This is a genomic window from Bacillus cereus group sp. BfR-BA-01330 (assembly GCF_022663885.1).
Classification (GTDB): domain Bacteria; phylum Bacillota; class Bacilli; order Bacillales; family Bacillaceae_G; genus Bacillus_A; species Bacillus_A cereus.
This window is the reverse complement of the sequence record NZ_JAKUGK010000001.1, coordinates 262,028-277,650: the sequence shown is the minus strand read 5'-3', so window position 1 is coordinate 277,650 and position 15,623 is coordinate 262,028. Positions and strand designations below refer to the sequence as shown.

The following is a 15,623-nucleotide window of genomic DNA, read 5'->3' as shown; positions in this document are numbered from 1 at the left end:
GAAAGGTTCATGACTTATCATTTTAAAAAAATTGGTTCTCCGTCCTTTACTGTGTACGGTAAAGAATAAGCTGGTACAAATGGGGAACCTTTCGAAAGTATATTTCGAATATCTTCTCCCTCTGTAAACTGCCCTTCATTTTTTTTCAAAGCGTCATATAAGTCGATTCTATAATCAACAAAAACTTCTCCTTTTTCATTAATTACAAAAGGCAGTCCTTTACCAGAATATGGACTTGTCACTTGTGGCACATCTTTATATCCTAGTTTTTTGAAATCCAATTCATATACACCATCTGAAATTACTTTTTTAAAAGGTGGATATTGATGTTCATCACGATACATCCTAAGCTTTAAAGATAGTTCCTGAATTTGTTCAGCCATCCTAACATCAATTAACTTTACTGTCGGATTTGTTTCAACGTCTATTAATACGTATTGATATACTCCTCCACTTTCATACGCATTCCCTGGCGCTTCTTGTATGTAACGCGGGGCAATCTGTTGAAAATCGATTGGATACTTTTGATAAATAGGTGTACTCATATCCCTCGTCTTAATTGGCAATATCCCATCATTTTGCTCCTTAAATGTCACAACAGCTTTTTGAACAACCTGTAGCTGATCTTCATAAGGAACCGCATTTTGCTTCATATTTTCTTTCGGATACAGACACCCCGTTAAAAGGCTCATACAACAAAATATTAAAATAATATGGAATTTTTTCACTAGCATCACCTTTTCATACTAATCTAATTTGCTCCGTATGTAGTATTTTCGAGACCATTCCATTTACTGCTGTACAGGTCCACTAAATACAACAAGAAAAATAACTATTCCTGACACAATCATAAGGGTGTACGCTACTAACGCTGTAATCCCTTTCAAAAATTTATTCTTTATTCTATGTCTACTTAATAAAATAAAACTTACTGCAAAAAACATAAATCCAATTGCCCCTAAAGCCAACCACATTTTCATAAGCCCTTCTGACATATACACACCCCTTTTTATTAATCTATTTTTATACTATTTTAACAAATTAAAATCTTTAAACAAATACAAAAAGAACATTTTACTACAAATCGCGAGTATGTAACTTTAATCAATAGGTTTTCCAGCATTTCTCACCAATCTAGGCAAAAATAAAACCGAAGCGATTGTATCTCTCGCTTCGGTTGACCAAATATGCCCAAAAACAGCTCTATTCCCATTCTTTCATGGCTATCATATGCAATCTCCAAACTCTTTGTTTCTCATAATTTATTTTTTAAACATTTTGCTTAACGAGCCAAAATCTGTTGGCATATTATTATTAATAATCGCTTTTACAATTTGATCCTCTTGCTCTTTCGGCACTTCACGTCCCGCCATAAGAGCCACTTGATGAATTAATTGACGAAGTACAGTTTCATCACGTAAATTCGCATTTTGCACGGATGATGCTAATTTAAAAATATCCTCTTTATTTACTTTCGCTTCCTTCTCAATATTATTAAAAATATTATTATCCATTCTTTTCACCCTCTCCTCAAGTTACTCTTCATCCTATGCAAAAATGAAAAAATGGTGAAAAGACCCAAAAAATAAAAAAGCGACAGAAGTACAAATGTACTTCTGTCGCTTTTCTTTACAGTAAATCAGGTATAGCTTCCACTTCATGTTTTCGAACACGTCCCATCAATGAGCCTACTGCATCTTTTACGTTATTCCCATTGAACAGCACGTCATATAAAGCAGCTGTAATCGGCATTTCAACTTCCATTTTCTCTGCCAATTCATGAGCAGCTTTCGTTGTTCTTACACCTTCCACAACCATACCCATGCTTTCTAACACTTCTTCTAAAGAGTGTCCTTTTCCAAGCATATTTCCAGCGCGCCAATTTCGGCTATGAACACTTGTACAAGTTACAATTAAGTCTCCCATACCAGTTAGACCAGCAAACGTTAACGGATTCCCGCCCATTTTTCTTCCTAAACGAGCAATCTCTGTTAAACCACGTGTCATCAATGCCGCCTTTGCATTATCACCTAATCCAAGACCATCAGTTATACCAGCAGCTAATGCGATAATATTTTTTAACGCACCACCAAGTTCAACTCCAACGATATCTGGATTTGTGTATACACGAAAATAACTATTCATAAATAAATCTTGTACTTCCTCAGCCGCTTCCATACGCTTTGCTGCAGACGTAACTGTTGTCGCTTGTCGTAAACCGACTTCTTCAGCATGACTCGGTCCAGACAGTACAACAACATCTTTAATTAAGTGCTCTGGAATTTCTTCCTCAATCACTTCCGAAATACGTTTTGACGTACCAGGTTCAATTCCTTTGCTCGCATGAATCCAAGTAATTGGTTCAGTAACAATTTCTTTCATCTCTTGTAATACATCTCTGTACGCTTTCGTTGGTACTACTAGCAGTACTGTATTTACATCTACTAATGCTTCTTCTAAAGAAGAGTAGGCTACGATTGTGCTTGGCAATGTAATGCCTGGGAGATATCGACTATTCTCATGTTTCGTATTCATTTCATCCATAAGTTCTGGGCGATTTCCCCAAATACGTACATCATGTCCATTGTCAGCTAATACCATCGCTAACGCTGTTCCCCAGCTACCTGCTCCTACTACTGTGATTTTTGTCATAAAATCACATCCTCTCCATTAGTCTCTTGCTCTAGCGATAATGTGAATCGGCGTTCCTACGAAGCCAAATGATTCACGTAAGCGATTCTTTAAGAAACGCTCATATGAGAAGTGCAATAATTCTGGATCGTTTACAAACACAACAAATGTCGGTGGTTTTACCGCAACTTGTGTTGCATAGAAAATTTTCAGACGGCTACCATTATGAGTTGGCGTCGGATTCATCGCTACCGCATCCATAATTACATCGTTTAATACGTTCGTTTGAATACGGATACTATGACTTTCATTTACCTCATCGATAACCGGTATTAATGTTTGTGTACGTTTTCTCGTTTTTGCAGATAAGAAAACAATTGGTGCGTATTCTAAGAATTGGAAATGAGCACGGATATTTTCTTCAAATGCTTTCATTGTTTTTTCGTCTTTTTTCACTGCATCCCATTTATTTACAACGATAACAACAGCTCGCCCTGAATCATGAGCATATCCAGCGATTTTTTTATCTTGCTCAATAATTCCTTCTTCACCATCTAAAACAACTAAAACAACGTCAGAACGTTCAATCGCTCTTAGCGCACGAAGTACACTATATTTTTCTGTACTTTCATACACTTTTCCTTTTTTACGCATACCAGCTGTATCAATAATTACATAATCTTTTCCATCTTTACTATATGGTGTATCGACAGCATCACGAGTTGTTCCTGCTACATTACTAACAATTACACGCTCTTGACCAAGAAGAGCATTTACAAGTGATGATTTCCCTACGTTTGGACGTCCAATTAAAGAGAAACGAATTGTGTCTTCATCATATCCGTCTTCTTCAATCTTTGGAAAATGTTGTGCAGCTTCGTCTAGTAAGTCACCTAACCCTAATCCGTGTGTACCTGAAATTGGGAATGGTTCGCCAAATCCTAATGCATAAAAGTCATAAATGTCACTGCGCATTTCCGGATTGTCCACTTTATTTACTGCAAGTACAACCGGTTTATTTGAACGATATAAAATTTTTGCAACTTCTTCATCAGCTGCTGTTACACCGTCACGACCGTTTGTCATAAAAATGATAACATCCGCTTCATCAATTGCTACTTCAGCTTGTTGACGAATTTGTGTCAAAAACGGCTCGTCTCCAATATCAATTCCGCCCGTATCAATAATGTTAAATTCATGATTTAACCATTCTCCAGCGCTATAAATACGATCGCGCGTTACACCTGGAATATCTTCTACGATTGAAACTCTTTCTCCAACAATTCTATTGAAAATAGTAGATTTCCCTACGTTCGGGCGACCTACTATCGCTATTACTGGTTTCGGCATATACTTTCATCCTTTCAACTTGCTTCTGTTTATTATGTAAAAAACCCTTCTTTGTGCAAGAAGGGATTTGCATTCCAGAATATTTCTCAACGTATCAAAACACCTCACATTATAACACACGTTGCTAATGTTTCACAATAATATATACATTCTCTTGTAAGCGATGTGCAATACCATCTAAAATTGCTTCTAAATTATTTGCAACAAATTCTAGTTCCTCCGTCGATTCGCAAACGAATAAAGGAGCACCACCTGCAAATTTTTCTGGAGTCGTTGTTATAACTGCCAGAATAACACTTTCTAACATCATCTCTTATCTCCCCTTCCTTTTGGGGCTTCCGATGACATATGGACAGCACTTTCTAACGTTGGTACATTTCCTATGACACCTATCGCTTTCTCTGCATCTTGATCTTGCGGCAGGACAAAAATCCCAACCCTGCCATCCTCTAAATCACGCTTTGCTAACGGTACAAGCGCTGGTGTACCAGAATCTCTATAAATCCCTAACGCTACTGAAACATCGTGTAAAATAGCTTGTCGTTGCCCTAAATTTGAGATTGTAACCATCGCATCAATTGATTTCGGCTTTAAAATAAAACCCATACCATATTTCATAATTTCTTCTTGTCTTGCTGGCAATCCAATATTCATAATGTAAATATTGTCAATATAAAGCCCTGCTCCTTCAAAACGAAGCGGAACGTGCTCAATTTCAACAAGATCATGTAGCCTTTTACCAGACATTAATTTTTTCGCGATAAAAAATGCGATTATAGCCATAATTACTCCTGCAATCCATGAACGGAATCCTATATACGCAAACGTCGTTGCAAACGACGTTAACATTGCCAAATAGTTGCGACTTTCAAAAACCAATGCAATTCCTTCAATGTATGTATTTCCACGCGGTACGAGCTCATACCCATCTAATTGTTGAAGCGTATTTCTTTCCATATTACGTACATCACGAAATTGTGTCGCTGCTAATGTAAGAAATGTAATGGCAGAAAAATCTTTTTTCAAAATAGACGGGATTGCAATCGCTCCTAAAGCAGCTGCAATTAACCCCATTGCAATATGAATAATTTTCCCATGTAGCCTCGTCGGATATTGCCGCGTATCCGTCCGAAGCATTAGCACCCTTGTAACTGTCCCAGCTATTACGCCGCATAAAATGGCTGGTGTATATTCAGTCATGTATTACCCTCGCCTTTCTTTTACGTGTTTTTCTCTTAAACCGTTCCATGTATACTGATGCTTTTGCAATCCAAAACAATATTGCCATGAATAATGTAGAAATGGCGACGATATCAAAAAATGCTAAACTACCGTAATCATATGGAAAATTCAATTTCCTAAAAATAAATGTCACTAGCAGCTCTCCTTGTAACATCCCTACATATAGAGAACATAATCGTAATATGCGATCCCCATGCAATAACACCGATGCATACACAAGAGCACTACTTAGCAGAAACACTCTATCCACCACAATCCAAATCGGATCATATATTTCTAACAGATGAAAACTTGTATATAACATTGCGATAATAAGTGCCGAAAGTAAGCTATACAATTTTTTCCAGACAGAATATAGCGTGATCCCTATAAAAGAAATAATACAAAGTAAAAGAGCATTTACTGATACCACGAATGAGGCAATCGTTACATGTAACGGAGAGCAAATTATAAAAATCAGTATACAAGCGCCTAACTTCCACCGGATAGAGTCCTTTTTCATAAAAAAGGTTACAATGATCCACCCTATCCAAGCTACAAAATAAAAAGTACTTCCATCCATCAACTTCACCTCCTATGTTTTCCATTATGGGAACTTTTTATGAAAGTTAATCCACTTTATTTACGCATAGTTTTTTCTTATAACAGCAACACTTTTAACAAGGAGGTGTTATTCATTATGGGTAAAGATCGCCAAGAACGAAAACTACGAGAATCACGCCGCGTTGAATCCGATCGTGATCAATCACTACAATATCCAGGTGCAACTGGACTTGATACACCAGAACAGGCTCGAAAACAAAACCAGCACTAATTAATACAAAAAGACGGTTTCGATATTGTACGAAACCGTCTTTTACATAATCAGTTTAATGATTTCTATTTATATTGAAATAATATTTCGCACACTATATCCTCCCATTACTTCTTTTTACCTTCACCTATTCCCATTAAAAATTAAGTTCTCTCCAGTAATTCGACAACACACCATCTACATTTTTCAACCCTTTTTCAATTACAATTTTTATGAAATGATATTTTTATATAATGCTAATTCCATTCTCCACTTTATATTACGAAAAAGAATAGAACAAAAAAAAATCAACCGAATGGTTGATTTTTTATCTCCTACTATAATGCGCAGTATCAATACCACGCTGCATTAACCAATGATATGTTTCACCCTTTACAACAAGAGGTACAGATTGCAACTCTTCTATCGTCTTCGCACCAAGAGCTGTCATTATAAATTTCAAATCTGTATGTAGAAGCTCAATTTCATCCAATAACTTCTCAATACCATCTTGCATTAAAATACGTAAAAAGTAACCAGCAAACGCAGTTGTATTCGCCCCTAATGCGATCGCTTTCGCTACGTCAAGCGCTGTTTGTATACCCCCAGATGCAATAAAAGAGAGGTTATTATTTGTAGAGGTTGCTTCAATAATCGAGGTTGCTGTTTGTATGCCCCAGTTATTAAAATAAGAAAGCATTCGCTGCCTTCTTTCGTTTTCAACAGCAGCAAAATTCGTACCACCTTGCCCACCAATATCAATTGCTGTTACACCTACGTTCACTAACTGTTGCATTGTTTCCTTACTCATCCCAAATCCAACTTCTTTTACAATGATAGGAACTTTACTATTTAAAACAATTTTCTCAATACGCTGAAGTACTCCAGTAAAATCACGGTCTCCTTCTGGCATCGTTAACTCTTGTATGACATTTAAATGAATTTGTAATGCATTCGCTTCAATCATATCAACGGCGCGCTCTGCCTGCTCGATAGTTGCCTCACTACCTAAATTAGCAAAGAAAATACCATTTGGGTTTACCTTTCTAATCACCTTATAAGAAGCAGCTTCACTTTCATCTTTTAACGCCGCCATTTGCGAACCTACAGCCATAGCAAGGTTATGATGTTTCGCTACATATGCTAATTGCTCATTAATATGTAACGTTTTCTCTCCTCCACCACCAGTCATCGCATTGATAAAAATCGGCGAACTTAGTGAAAGTTCGCCGATTTTTGTTTCACATGTTATTGTGTCATAATTTGAATTTGGCAAGCTTTGATGCACAAAATCAATATCATGAAAGCCATGCGTACGAGACTGACCAGTAGAAAGAGCATATTCAATATGATCTAATTTACGTTTTGCCCTTACCACTTGTACCCCTCATTATTTCTTTAATTTTTTCAGTTGTTCACCAATAATATCACTTAATTGGAAAGTAGCAGAATCAGCATTTGGCTCATACTGACTATAATCTTCAGTTACATTATTTTCCTCAAGCGCTTCTTTTATACTTAAAGAAATACGTTTCTCTGCTACGTGAACTTCAAGTACTTTCACTTTTACTTCTTGTCCCATTTCCAATACTTCATTCGGATTTTTCACGTGACGATTTGCAATTTGAGATACGTGTACAAGCCCTTCAACGCCCGGTAAAATCTCAACGAATGCACCAAATGTAACAAGGCGTTTTACTACTCCCTCACGAATATCTCCAGCTTTTATTTCGCCAGCAACGTTTTCCCAAGGTCCTGGTTGAGCTGCTTTAATTGATAAAGAAATACGTTGTGTATCAGCATCAACAGATAACACCTTTACCTTAACCTTTTGACCTTGCTCTAACACTTCAGAAGGTTGCTCTACACGTTCGTGTGAAATTTGTGAAATGTGAACTAAACCGTCCACTCCACCAACGTTAACGAATGCGCCAAAGTCAGTTAATCGTTGTACTGTTCCTTCAACAACGTCCCCTTCTTTTAATGAAGAAATTGCTTCTTTTTTCTTAGAATCTAGTTCTAATTCTACTACCGCTTTATGCGAAAGGATTACACGATTTTTTTCACGGTCTAATTCAACAATTTTCACCGCTAATGTTTTACCTTTATAGTCAGTAAAGTCTTCTACATAATGTACTTCTACAAGTGAAGCTGGAATAAAACCGCGAACACCAAGGTCCACAACTAATCCGCCATTCACAATATCTTTTACAGTAACATCAAATACATGACCAGAAGTAAATTTCTCTTGTAGTTCTACCCATGCTTTTTCTGCATCAACAGCACGTTTAGATAAGACAAGATCATCTTCTTCTAATTTAATAATTTTCAACTCTAGTGTTTGATCTAATTCTACAACATCGCTTGCTTTTTCAATATGAACGTTAGCTAATTCACTAATTGGAATTACGCCATCTGTTTTGTATCCAACATTTACAAGCACTTGTTTCTCTTCAACCTTCGTTACAGAACCTGTAACAACGTCACCAACTTGTAATTCTTTTGAATCCATAACTTCTTCATTCATTTTCTCTACCATGGAAATACCTCCCTACAGAATTGACAAAGCATTTTTTATGTATATACGAAATGAAAACAAAGTTTTCATTTGCATGTTTAAGAATTTCTCATCACATACTCTTTTTCAATAACATTCACAAGAAAATATATTAAACCTATATAAATAGTATACAGCAAAACCAGCTTGAAAAAAGTATGTTTTGAAATATAATAGCGAATATATTCTGACAGTTTTATTCCTCTTTAACTAACTTCTTACAAATCAGCTCATTTGTCAAGGAAAGAGACTCACAATTCACGTATCCTTTACATTTCTATTTAAACAAAAAAAGAAAGAGGACTATCCCCTTTCTTTATTTCGCAAACACTCCAGAAACAATGCTCATAATTTTTTGGACAACTTCTTCAATTGATAAAGAAGTCGTATCTAATTCCAATGCATCATCAGCCTTTTTTAGTGGAGAAACTTCGCGTTCTGAATCTAATTTATCACGCTGAGAAATTTCTTCTTTTAGCTGCTCTAAATTAGAATCGAAACCTTTATTTAAATTTTCTAAATGTCTTCTTTCCGCTCTTTCTTCAACAGAAGCAAGCATAAAGATTTTCACTTCAGCATCCGGTAATACATGTGTACCAATATCACGGCCGTCCATTACAACGCCGCCTTTTTTCGCTAAATCTTGCTGACGACGTACCATTTCTTCACGAACAAGGCGATGTTTCGCTACAATAGATACTCGATTCGTCACATCAGGTGTACGAATTACTTCAGAAACATCTTGTCCATTTAAAAATACAAGCTGTGTATTTTCTCCTTGCTGAAACTCAATATTTACATTCTTTACAACTTCCATTAACTGCTCTTCATTTTCAATGTCTACTTTTTGTTCAAGGGCTGCATATGTAAGCGTACGGTACATTGCGCCTGTATCAATATAAACGTAAGAAAGTTCCTTCGCAACAACTTTTGCCACTGTACTTTTCCCAGCAGCTGCTGGACCATCTATAGCAATTGAAATTCGTTTATCCATTGTAACACCTCATTTTTTCACTTATAAAACAAAACGAAAAGCAGGTGTTCACCCTGCTTCTTCTCATTTGCTTCACGTCATTAAATCCTCAATTATTGTAGCATAATCCTTCATAGAAGAAAATGAAAACTACCTATTCACCTGCAAGATTTCCACTTTGTTTTTTACCATGACACCTTCATAATAAACAATTTTAGATAAATATTTCACTGATGACTTATGTATAAATAACAATTGCACAACAGAAAGACAAATGAATTGTATTATTAATATACGAATAAAAATTCTCTCCATCTTTTTCACTGGAATTCTTCCCTCCTATACTATATTTATTTGCACATTTCGTTTCATGATTTTATACATCGTACATATAGCAGTTAATTTTATTGTCATTTTCGAGGCATACTTTTATACATTTCCATTGTCGAATTTACTCAAAACATGTTATGTTCTAAATGTATTTTTTTACTTGAAAGGGGTATAAGCATTGAAAAGAATCCTAGTTTTACACACAGGTGGAACAATTGCAATGGAGGAAGATAAAGAAACTGGGGTCGTACAACCAGGTGAAAAAAATCCTCTTTTAAAATTCATTCCTGATTTAGAAGGCGATGTTGATTTAATCGTTGAAGATGTGTTCCACCTACCATCTCCTCATATGACACCGAGCGAAATGTTACAATTACAAGTCATCATTGATGAAAGAGTAAAACAAGACAACATTCATGGCGTAGTCATTACGCATGGCACGGATACATTAGAAGAAACAGCTTATTTCTTAGATTTAACAGTACAAGCAACTATTCCGATCGTAGTGACAGGTGCAATGCGCTCTAGCAATGAGTTAGGTGCTGATGGTCTATATAACTTCTTATCAGCTGTAAAAGTTGCTAGTTGTGATGAAGCTGCAGAAAAAGGTGTTTTAGTCGTATTAAACGACGAAATTCATTGCGCTACAAATGTAACGAAAACACATACAAGTAATGTTGCAACATTCCAAAGCCCACAATACGGACCAATTGGAATGGTAACAAAACGCGGCGTTGTCTTCCATCACGCTTTAGTACATCACGAAACATATACGATAAACAAAGTGTCTAAAAATGTAGTTGTTCTAAAAGCATATGCTGGCATGGATGATACATTATTAGCAGCAATCGAAAATCTTCCTGTAGACGGCATTGTTATCGAAGCTCTTGGACAAGGTAATCTCCCTCCAAGAACACTACCTAGTCTAGAAAGATTATTAAATAGAGGTATTCCTGTCGTATTAGTTTCTCGCTGTTTCAACGGTATCGTTCAAGACGTATATTCGTATGAAGGTGGCGGTAAACACTTAAAAGATATGGGCATTGTATTCACATACGGCTTAAATGCACAAAAAGCACGCATTAAATTACTTGTTGCATTAGAGAATACAAATTCTCATGAATCCATTCAAAATATGTTTATGCACGAATAAAAAGGAGCTGTCGAGGTTTTCCCGACAGCTCCTTTTTATTTTTCTCTTGATGCAATGGTTTGCGCAATCGCATCTCCATGAAATCTTCCGTTCTCGATAAATATTTCATTTGCATTATTTCCAGCAGCAATGACACCTGCAATGAAAATATTTTCAGCATTCGTTTCCATTCTATCCTCTGTATAAATTGGACGTCCTGTTTCTTCATCAATCTGAACACCCATCTTCGTTAAGAAGCTATGATCAGGATGATAACCAGTCATCGCAAATACAAAATCGTTTTTGATTGTAAGAGCTTCACCATCAACTGTAAACGTTAATGTATGCTCAGTAATTTCTTTCACATGAGCCCCAAAATGCATTTGAATTGTACCATTTCGTACTAACGCCTCAAATTCCGGCAAAATCCAAGGCTTTATGCTTGGTGAATACTCACTTCCACGATACAGTACCGTTACACGTGCACCAGATTTAACAAGTTCTAACGCGGCATCTACACTCGAGTTTTTCCCACCTATAACTACTACATCTCGATCAAAATAAGGATGCCCCTCTTTAAAATAGTGAGCTACTTTCTTCAATTCCTCACCTGGAACATTCATATAATTTGGATTATCATAATATCCAGTTGCTACAACAATATATTTCGCTATATATATTTCCTTACTTCCGTCACACTTTGTCGTCTCAACCTGAAAAACTTCTCCATCTTTTTGAACTTTCTCCACTCGCTCAAAAGCATTTACACGTACAGATTTACGTCTTACTACTTCACGATAATACGCAAGCGCTTGATTTCGAACTGGCTTACGATTTTCTGTAATAAAAGCTACATCACCAATTTCTAATTTTTCACTAGAAGAGAAAAATGTTTGATGAGTTGGATAATTATAAATGGCATTTACAATGTTTCCTTTTTCAATTACTAACGGATTTATCCCTACCTTTTGCAACGAAATTGCAGCCGCTAATCCGCACGGACCGCCTCCGATTATAATAACTGTTTCTTTCTGCATACTCGTCCACTCCTAGTCTTCTACCAATACACTATTTATAAAAACAAGAAAAAACCTACTTACAGCAGTAGGCACCTATCTTTATTGTATTCATTTTTCATATATTTGTCATCTAAACGAAACGTACATCCGATAGACATCTGCTAAAAACTGCTGAAATTTAATACCTTGTTTCCCTAATACATTCTCAGGATCAATCTTTCTAGCTGGATCAAGCGTTTTATGTGACACGATATCTTTTTTCGGATTTAAGCCAAAGTTTTGGCATAAATACGCATGATACCATGTAAAACGATTATATGCTTCCCAAAAGTTAACATCACCACCATAACAAAGTTCCACTCCAATGGCCGCCTTATTCGCGTCATAGCCATATAAGTCATTATCCGTCGGCACACCATATCGAACATGATACGCAACTTCATTTATAGGAATAATCTCCAATATTGTTTTATCATCTATAAATGTATGCGCCGAAGCTTTCGGTTGTAATTCATTAAAGTAATCTCGATTCCCTATCGCATTGCTTCCAGGATTCCCCGTATCATGGCTTACAATAAATCTCACTTTAGTCAGAGGAATCCCCGGTCGTGAACTTCCATATCCAATATAGTTGCGCTCTATAGGAAACATCGCCATTGCTACCAACTCCCGCTCTAGAAGATTACCTTACTTCCTTATATATGTATTCGGTAGCAATGTCCTTATCGCATATTTCTTACGCGAAGAGAAAATCGAAAATATTTGAAGTGAACACCATAAACAACAAGATACTTACAGCCACTCCATAAAAACCGTAAAACCAAACACAATCTTCTTTCGTATCTAAACCGAAAAATTTATTTACCGATTGTAATAATGTGCCACGCTTGCTTTGTTTGTTTCGTAATACTTCCACTCGCTCTACAACATCTGCTGGCATCATAAATCTTTGGTCTACTGTCATTTTCATCATTTATCTCTCCTTAAAATCATTTCCGTTTTGTTTATCTAAGGAGAGTATAGCACGTTTGTTCGTATAGAACAAGCGTTCTTTTTATTTTTATTTTTATTTTTATTTTTCAGCAAGCCAAGTAAAAATCGAGATTACAACGGCAATAATCGGCCCTACTACAACCACACCAAATACCAAAAACAGTAGCCCTTCCCCGAACATCCGAACGGTACTTATTTTTCGAGCTTTCATCGTTCTTGCAAGTTCTCCCTCTAACCTCTTAACCTTCTCTTCTAATTGTTCTACTCGTTCCAGCATTTCATTCTCCATATACAACACCTCATTTAATACTTCAACAAAAAAACGTGATTCCCTCGAAAGGAAATCACGTTTTCTCAAGATATAATATTTTATACCCAACCTCTGAAGCGGCTTGCTTCAGCCATTTTACGAACACCAACCATGTACGCCGCTAAGCGCATGTTCACTTTACGAACTTGTGCTGTTTCATAAATAGAATCAAATGATCTTACCATTACTTTTTCTAAACGTTGTTCTACTTCTTCTTCAGTCCAGTAGTAACCTTGGTTGTTTTGTACCCACTCAAAGTAAGATACTGTTACACCACCAGCACTTGCTAACACGTCTGGAACAAGCAAAATTCCGCGATCTGTTAAAATTTTAGTCGCTTCTAATGTTGTTGGACCATTTGCAGCTTCAACAACGATTTTTGCTTTAATATCATTAGCATTTTCTTCTGTAATTTGGTTCTCAATTGCAGCTGGTACTAAGATATCGCAATCAAGTTCTAACAATTCTTTGTTTGAAATTGTATTGTTAAATAGCTTTGTTACTGTACCGAAGCTATCACGACGGTCTAATAAATAATCAATATCTAATCCGTTTGGATCATGTAACGCGCCGTAAGCATCTGAGATTGCAATAACTTTCGCACCTGCATCATGCATAAATTTAGCTAAGAAGCTACCAGCATTACCGAATCCTTGAACAACAACGCGTGCACCCTTAATATCAATGCCACGTTTTTTAGCAGCTTCGCGAATACAAATTGTTACACCTTTCGCTGTTGCTGTTTCACGTCCATGTGATCCACCTAATACAAGCGGTTTACCTGTAATAAATCCTGGTGAATTAAATTCATCAATACGGCTATACTCATCCATCATCCACGCCATAATTTGAGAGTTTGTGAATACATCTGGAGCTGGAATATCTTTCGTCGGACCTACGATTTGGCTAATTGCTCGTACATAACCGCGGCTTAATCTTTCTAACTCACGGAATGACATTTCACGTGGATCACAGATAATTCCACCCTTACCTCCACCATATGGTAAATCAACAATACCACATTTTAAACTCATCCAGATTGAAAGTGCTTTCACTTCATTTTCTGTTACATTCGGATGGAAGCGAATTCCACCTTTCGTTGGACCAACAGCATCATTATGTTGCGCACGATATCCTGTAAATATTTTAACAGTCCCGTCATCCATACGAACTGGTATTTTCACTGTCATCATACGAATTGGTTCTTTTAATAATTCATATACTTCGTTTGGATAACCCAATTTTTCTAACGCTTCACTAATAACAATTTGTGTTGAATTCAATAGTTCAAAATGTTGTTCCCTTTGTTGTTGTGTTTTTGTTTGAGTTCCCTTTTCGGCTACCATAGTAAGTAAACCCCCTGTAATTTCACTTGTTTAGTAAACCTTCATTGCCTAGTATACACCCTTAAATTTGGAATGCAATAGAAAACGCTAACAAATATATACAAACTATTTTCTGTTGCAAGCGTTTTCACTATTATTATAGTCCTTTTATTACTTTTAGAAAAGTAAAATACTTAAATATTTAAATATTTTTTATTTTCATCAACCACACTCCCATAAAACTGCATATTTTATTTTCAAAAAGTATGTTCGAGTATTTACAATCATCCCTTCCCTTCTCCAAATAAAAACAAAACCTCAGCTATGTTGTATTAGCTGAGGTTTTGTTTTTTCACAAAGTAATTGTGTATTTGTTCTATCGCGTTAACATCCATTAATTCTTTACCGTACTCCATGATGCGATAAATGGTTGCTGTAGACGGATTACCGTATTCCGCTAAAATAGCTATAAAATCCGCCTTTAACAATTGAATTTGTTCCTCTTCTTCCACCCAAAGATAGAAGCGCTCATCCCACGTATATAGCTTTCCGCCAGTTACACCAAGGTTATATAAGCGATTCGACAGGTTAATTACGTCATCTAGCGTAGCAAACTCATATAATATATGCTCACTTTCATCTAGAGTCACTTGCATTTCAATAAACTCGTCACGGAACTCATCATCTGTATCCATTTCTTGATTTTCTTTCGTTACAATTACAACCATCCCTTGTGCTTGTAGAGAAAACACTTCAACTGCAATCGGACCATCTGCTTCAAACCCTAATTCCTTATTTGCTTCTTGCATCATATCACGAAATAATTGCTGTACTTTCGGTGCATTTCTCCATAAATCTTCTTTCGTTAATCCTCGTTCAGATAAATCATCAAATGTTAGAAAAATTTTTATCTTATTGTAATTTAATCGTTCCAGCCTCATCTCATACCCTCCCTACGTAACCAATGC

Annotated in this window: 20 protein-coding genes; 2 read left to right on the top strand and 18 right to left on the bottom strand. The window is 36.3% G+C overall.

Translation table 11 applies throughout. From position 1 onward, the window contains the following. Positions 1-17 precede the first annotated feature (17 nt). From MR112_RS01520 to MR112_RS01485, 8 genes are all read right to left on the bottom strand, one after another. A complete protein-coding gene (locus tag MR112_RS01520) occupies positions 18-728 on the bottom strand; it encodes a hypothetical protein (protein ID WP_000713407.1) in 711 nt (236 codons plus the stop codon). Between the two features lie 63 nt (positions 729-791). Next, entirely contained in the window at positions 792-995 is a 204-nt protein-coding gene (locus MR112_RS01515; protein ID WP_001289008.1) for a DUF2768 domain-containing protein, read from the bottom strand. Between the two features lie 267 nt (positions 996-1,262). Next, positions 1,263-1,514 (bottom strand): stage VI sporulation protein F, encoded by a 252-nt coding sequence (locus MR112_RS01510; protein ID WP_000369754.1) that lies wholly within the window; start codon positions 1,512-1,514, stop codon positions 1,263-1,265. 115 nt (positions 1,515-1,629) lie between these two features. Beyond that, entirely contained in the window at positions 1,630-2,652 is a 1,023-nt protein-coding gene (locus MR112_RS01505; RefSeq protein WP_048655807.1) for an NAD(P)H-dependent glycerol-3-phosphate dehydrogenase, read from the bottom strand. 18 nt (positions 2,653-2,670) lie between these two features. Beyond that, positions 2,671-3,981, bottom strand: a complete 1,311-nt coding sequence (gene der, locus MR112_RS01500) for a ribosome biogenesis GTPase Der (protein ID WP_001125893.1) — start codon at positions 3,979-3,981, stop codon at positions 2,671-2,673. 124 nt (positions 3,982-4,105) lie between these two features. After that, entirely contained in the window at positions 4,106-4,291 is a 186-nt protein-coding gene (locus MR112_RS01495; RefSeq protein ID WP_000979059.1) for a capping complex subunit for YIEGIA, read from the bottom strand. Then, positions 4,288-5,181 carry a YIEGIA family protein gene (locus MR112_RS01490; RefSeq protein WP_000141596.1) on the bottom strand — a complete coding sequence of 298 codons (894 nt, stop codon included), beginning with the start codon at positions 5,179-5,181 and terminating at the stop codon, positions 4,288-4,290. Before MR112_RS01490 ends, MR112_RS01495 begins: the two co-directional genes overlap by 4 nt. Continuing rightward, positions 5,174-5,785 (bottom strand): YphA family membrane protein, encoded by a 612-nt coding sequence (locus tag MR112_RS01485; protein WP_000349105.1) that lies wholly within the window; start codon positions 5,783-5,785, stop codon positions 5,174-5,176. The genes MR112_RS01490 and MR112_RS01485 overlap by 8 nt, the downstream gene beginning before the upstream one ends. A gap of 117 nt (positions 5,786-5,902) precedes the next feature. On the opposite strand from MR112_RS01485, the gene MR112_RS01480 reads away from it, so the two are divergent. Further along, on the top strand, positions 5,903-6,037 hold the full coding sequence (locus MR112_RS01480) for a YpzI family protein (RefSeq protein WP_000513900.1): 135 nt from the start codon (positions 5,903-5,905) through the stop codon (positions 6,035-6,037). 307 nt (positions 6,038-6,344) lie between these two features. Here the strand turns inward: MR112_RS01480 and MR112_RS01475 are convergent, their stop codons facing one another. The 4 genes from MR112_RS01475 to MR112_RS01460 form a co-directional block, all read right to left on the bottom strand. Then, positions 6,345-7,394: a type 2 isopentenyl-diphosphate Delta-isomerase gene (locus MR112_RS01475; RefSeq protein WP_000251035.1), complete on the bottom strand. Its 1,050-nt coding sequence runs from the start codon at positions 7,392-7,394 to the stop codon at positions 6,345-6,347. Positions 7,395-7,406: 12 nt separating this feature from the next. Further along, a complete protein-coding gene (gene rpsA, locus MR112_RS01470; RefSeq protein WP_000229559.1) occupies positions 7,407-8,555 on the bottom strand; it encodes a 30S ribosomal protein S1 in 1,149 nt (382 codons plus the stop codon). Between the two features lie 334 nt (positions 8,556-8,889). Continuing rightward, positions 8,890-9,567 (bottom strand): (d)CMP kinase, encoded by a 678-nt coding sequence (gene cmk / locus MR112_RS01465; protein ID WP_242244731.1) that lies wholly within the window; start codon positions 9,565-9,567, stop codon positions 8,890-8,892. A 129-nt stretch (positions 9,568-9,696) separates the two neighbouring features. Then, positions 9,697-9,870, bottom strand: a complete 174-nt coding sequence (locus MR112_RS01460) for a YpfB family protein (RefSeq protein ID WP_000738057.1) — start codon at positions 9,868-9,870, stop codon at positions 9,697-9,699. Positions 9,871-10,054: 184 nt separating this feature from the next. Here MR112_RS01460 and ansA point away from each other — a divergent pair, with 184 nt between their 5' ends. After that, positions 10,055-11,029: an asparaginase gene (gene ansA / locus MR112_RS01455; RefSeq protein ID WP_000822010.1), complete on the top strand. Its 975-nt coding sequence runs from the start codon at positions 10,055-10,057 to the stop codon at positions 11,027-11,029. A gap of 35 nt (positions 11,030-11,064) precedes the next feature. Here ansA and MR112_RS01450 read toward each other — a convergent pair whose 3' ends face one another. From MR112_RS01450 to MR112_RS01425, 6 genes are all read right to left on the bottom strand, one after another. After that, the gene (locus MR112_RS01450) at positions 11,065-12,045 is read right to left on the bottom strand and encodes a YpdA family putative bacillithiol disulfide reductase (protein WP_242244730.1); all 981 of its coding nucleotides are present in this window, start codon (positions 12,043-12,045) and stop codon (positions 11,065-11,067) included. A gap of 108 nt (positions 12,046-12,153) precedes the next feature. Next, positions 12,154-12,684, bottom strand: coding sequence for a peptidoglycan recognition protein family protein (locus MR112_RS01445; protein WP_001240655.1), 531 nt, complete (start codon positions 12,682-12,684; stop codon positions 12,154-12,156). A 79-nt stretch (positions 12,685-12,763) separates the two neighbouring features. Next, the gene (locus tag MR112_RS01440) at positions 12,764-13,000 is read right to left on the bottom strand and encodes a DUF3961 domain-containing protein (protein ID WP_001983018.1); all 237 of its coding nucleotides are present in this window, start codon (positions 12,998-13,000) and stop codon (positions 12,764-12,766) included. 99 nt (positions 13,001-13,099) lie between these two features. Continuing rightward, positions 13,100-13,309 carry a hypothetical protein gene (locus MR112_RS01435; RefSeq protein WP_000426763.1) on the bottom strand — a complete coding sequence of 70 codons (210 nt, stop codon included), beginning with the start codon at positions 13,307-13,309 and terminating at the stop codon, positions 13,100-13,102. Positions 13,310-13,389: 80 nt separating this feature from the next. After that, complete coding sequence (gene gudB, locus MR112_RS01430; protein WP_000225173.1) at positions 13,390-14,676, bottom strand: NAD-specific glutamate dehydrogenase; 1,287 nt, start codon at positions 14,674-14,676, stop codon at positions 13,390-13,392. A gap of 311 nt (positions 14,677-14,987) precedes the next feature. Beyond that, the gene (locus MR112_RS01425) at positions 14,988-15,596 is read right to left on the bottom strand and encodes a genetic competence negative regulator (protein WP_001235402.1); all 609 of its coding nucleotides are present in this window, start codon (positions 15,594-15,596) and stop codon (positions 14,988-14,990) included. Between the last annotated feature and the right edge of the window lie 27 nt (positions 15,597-15,623).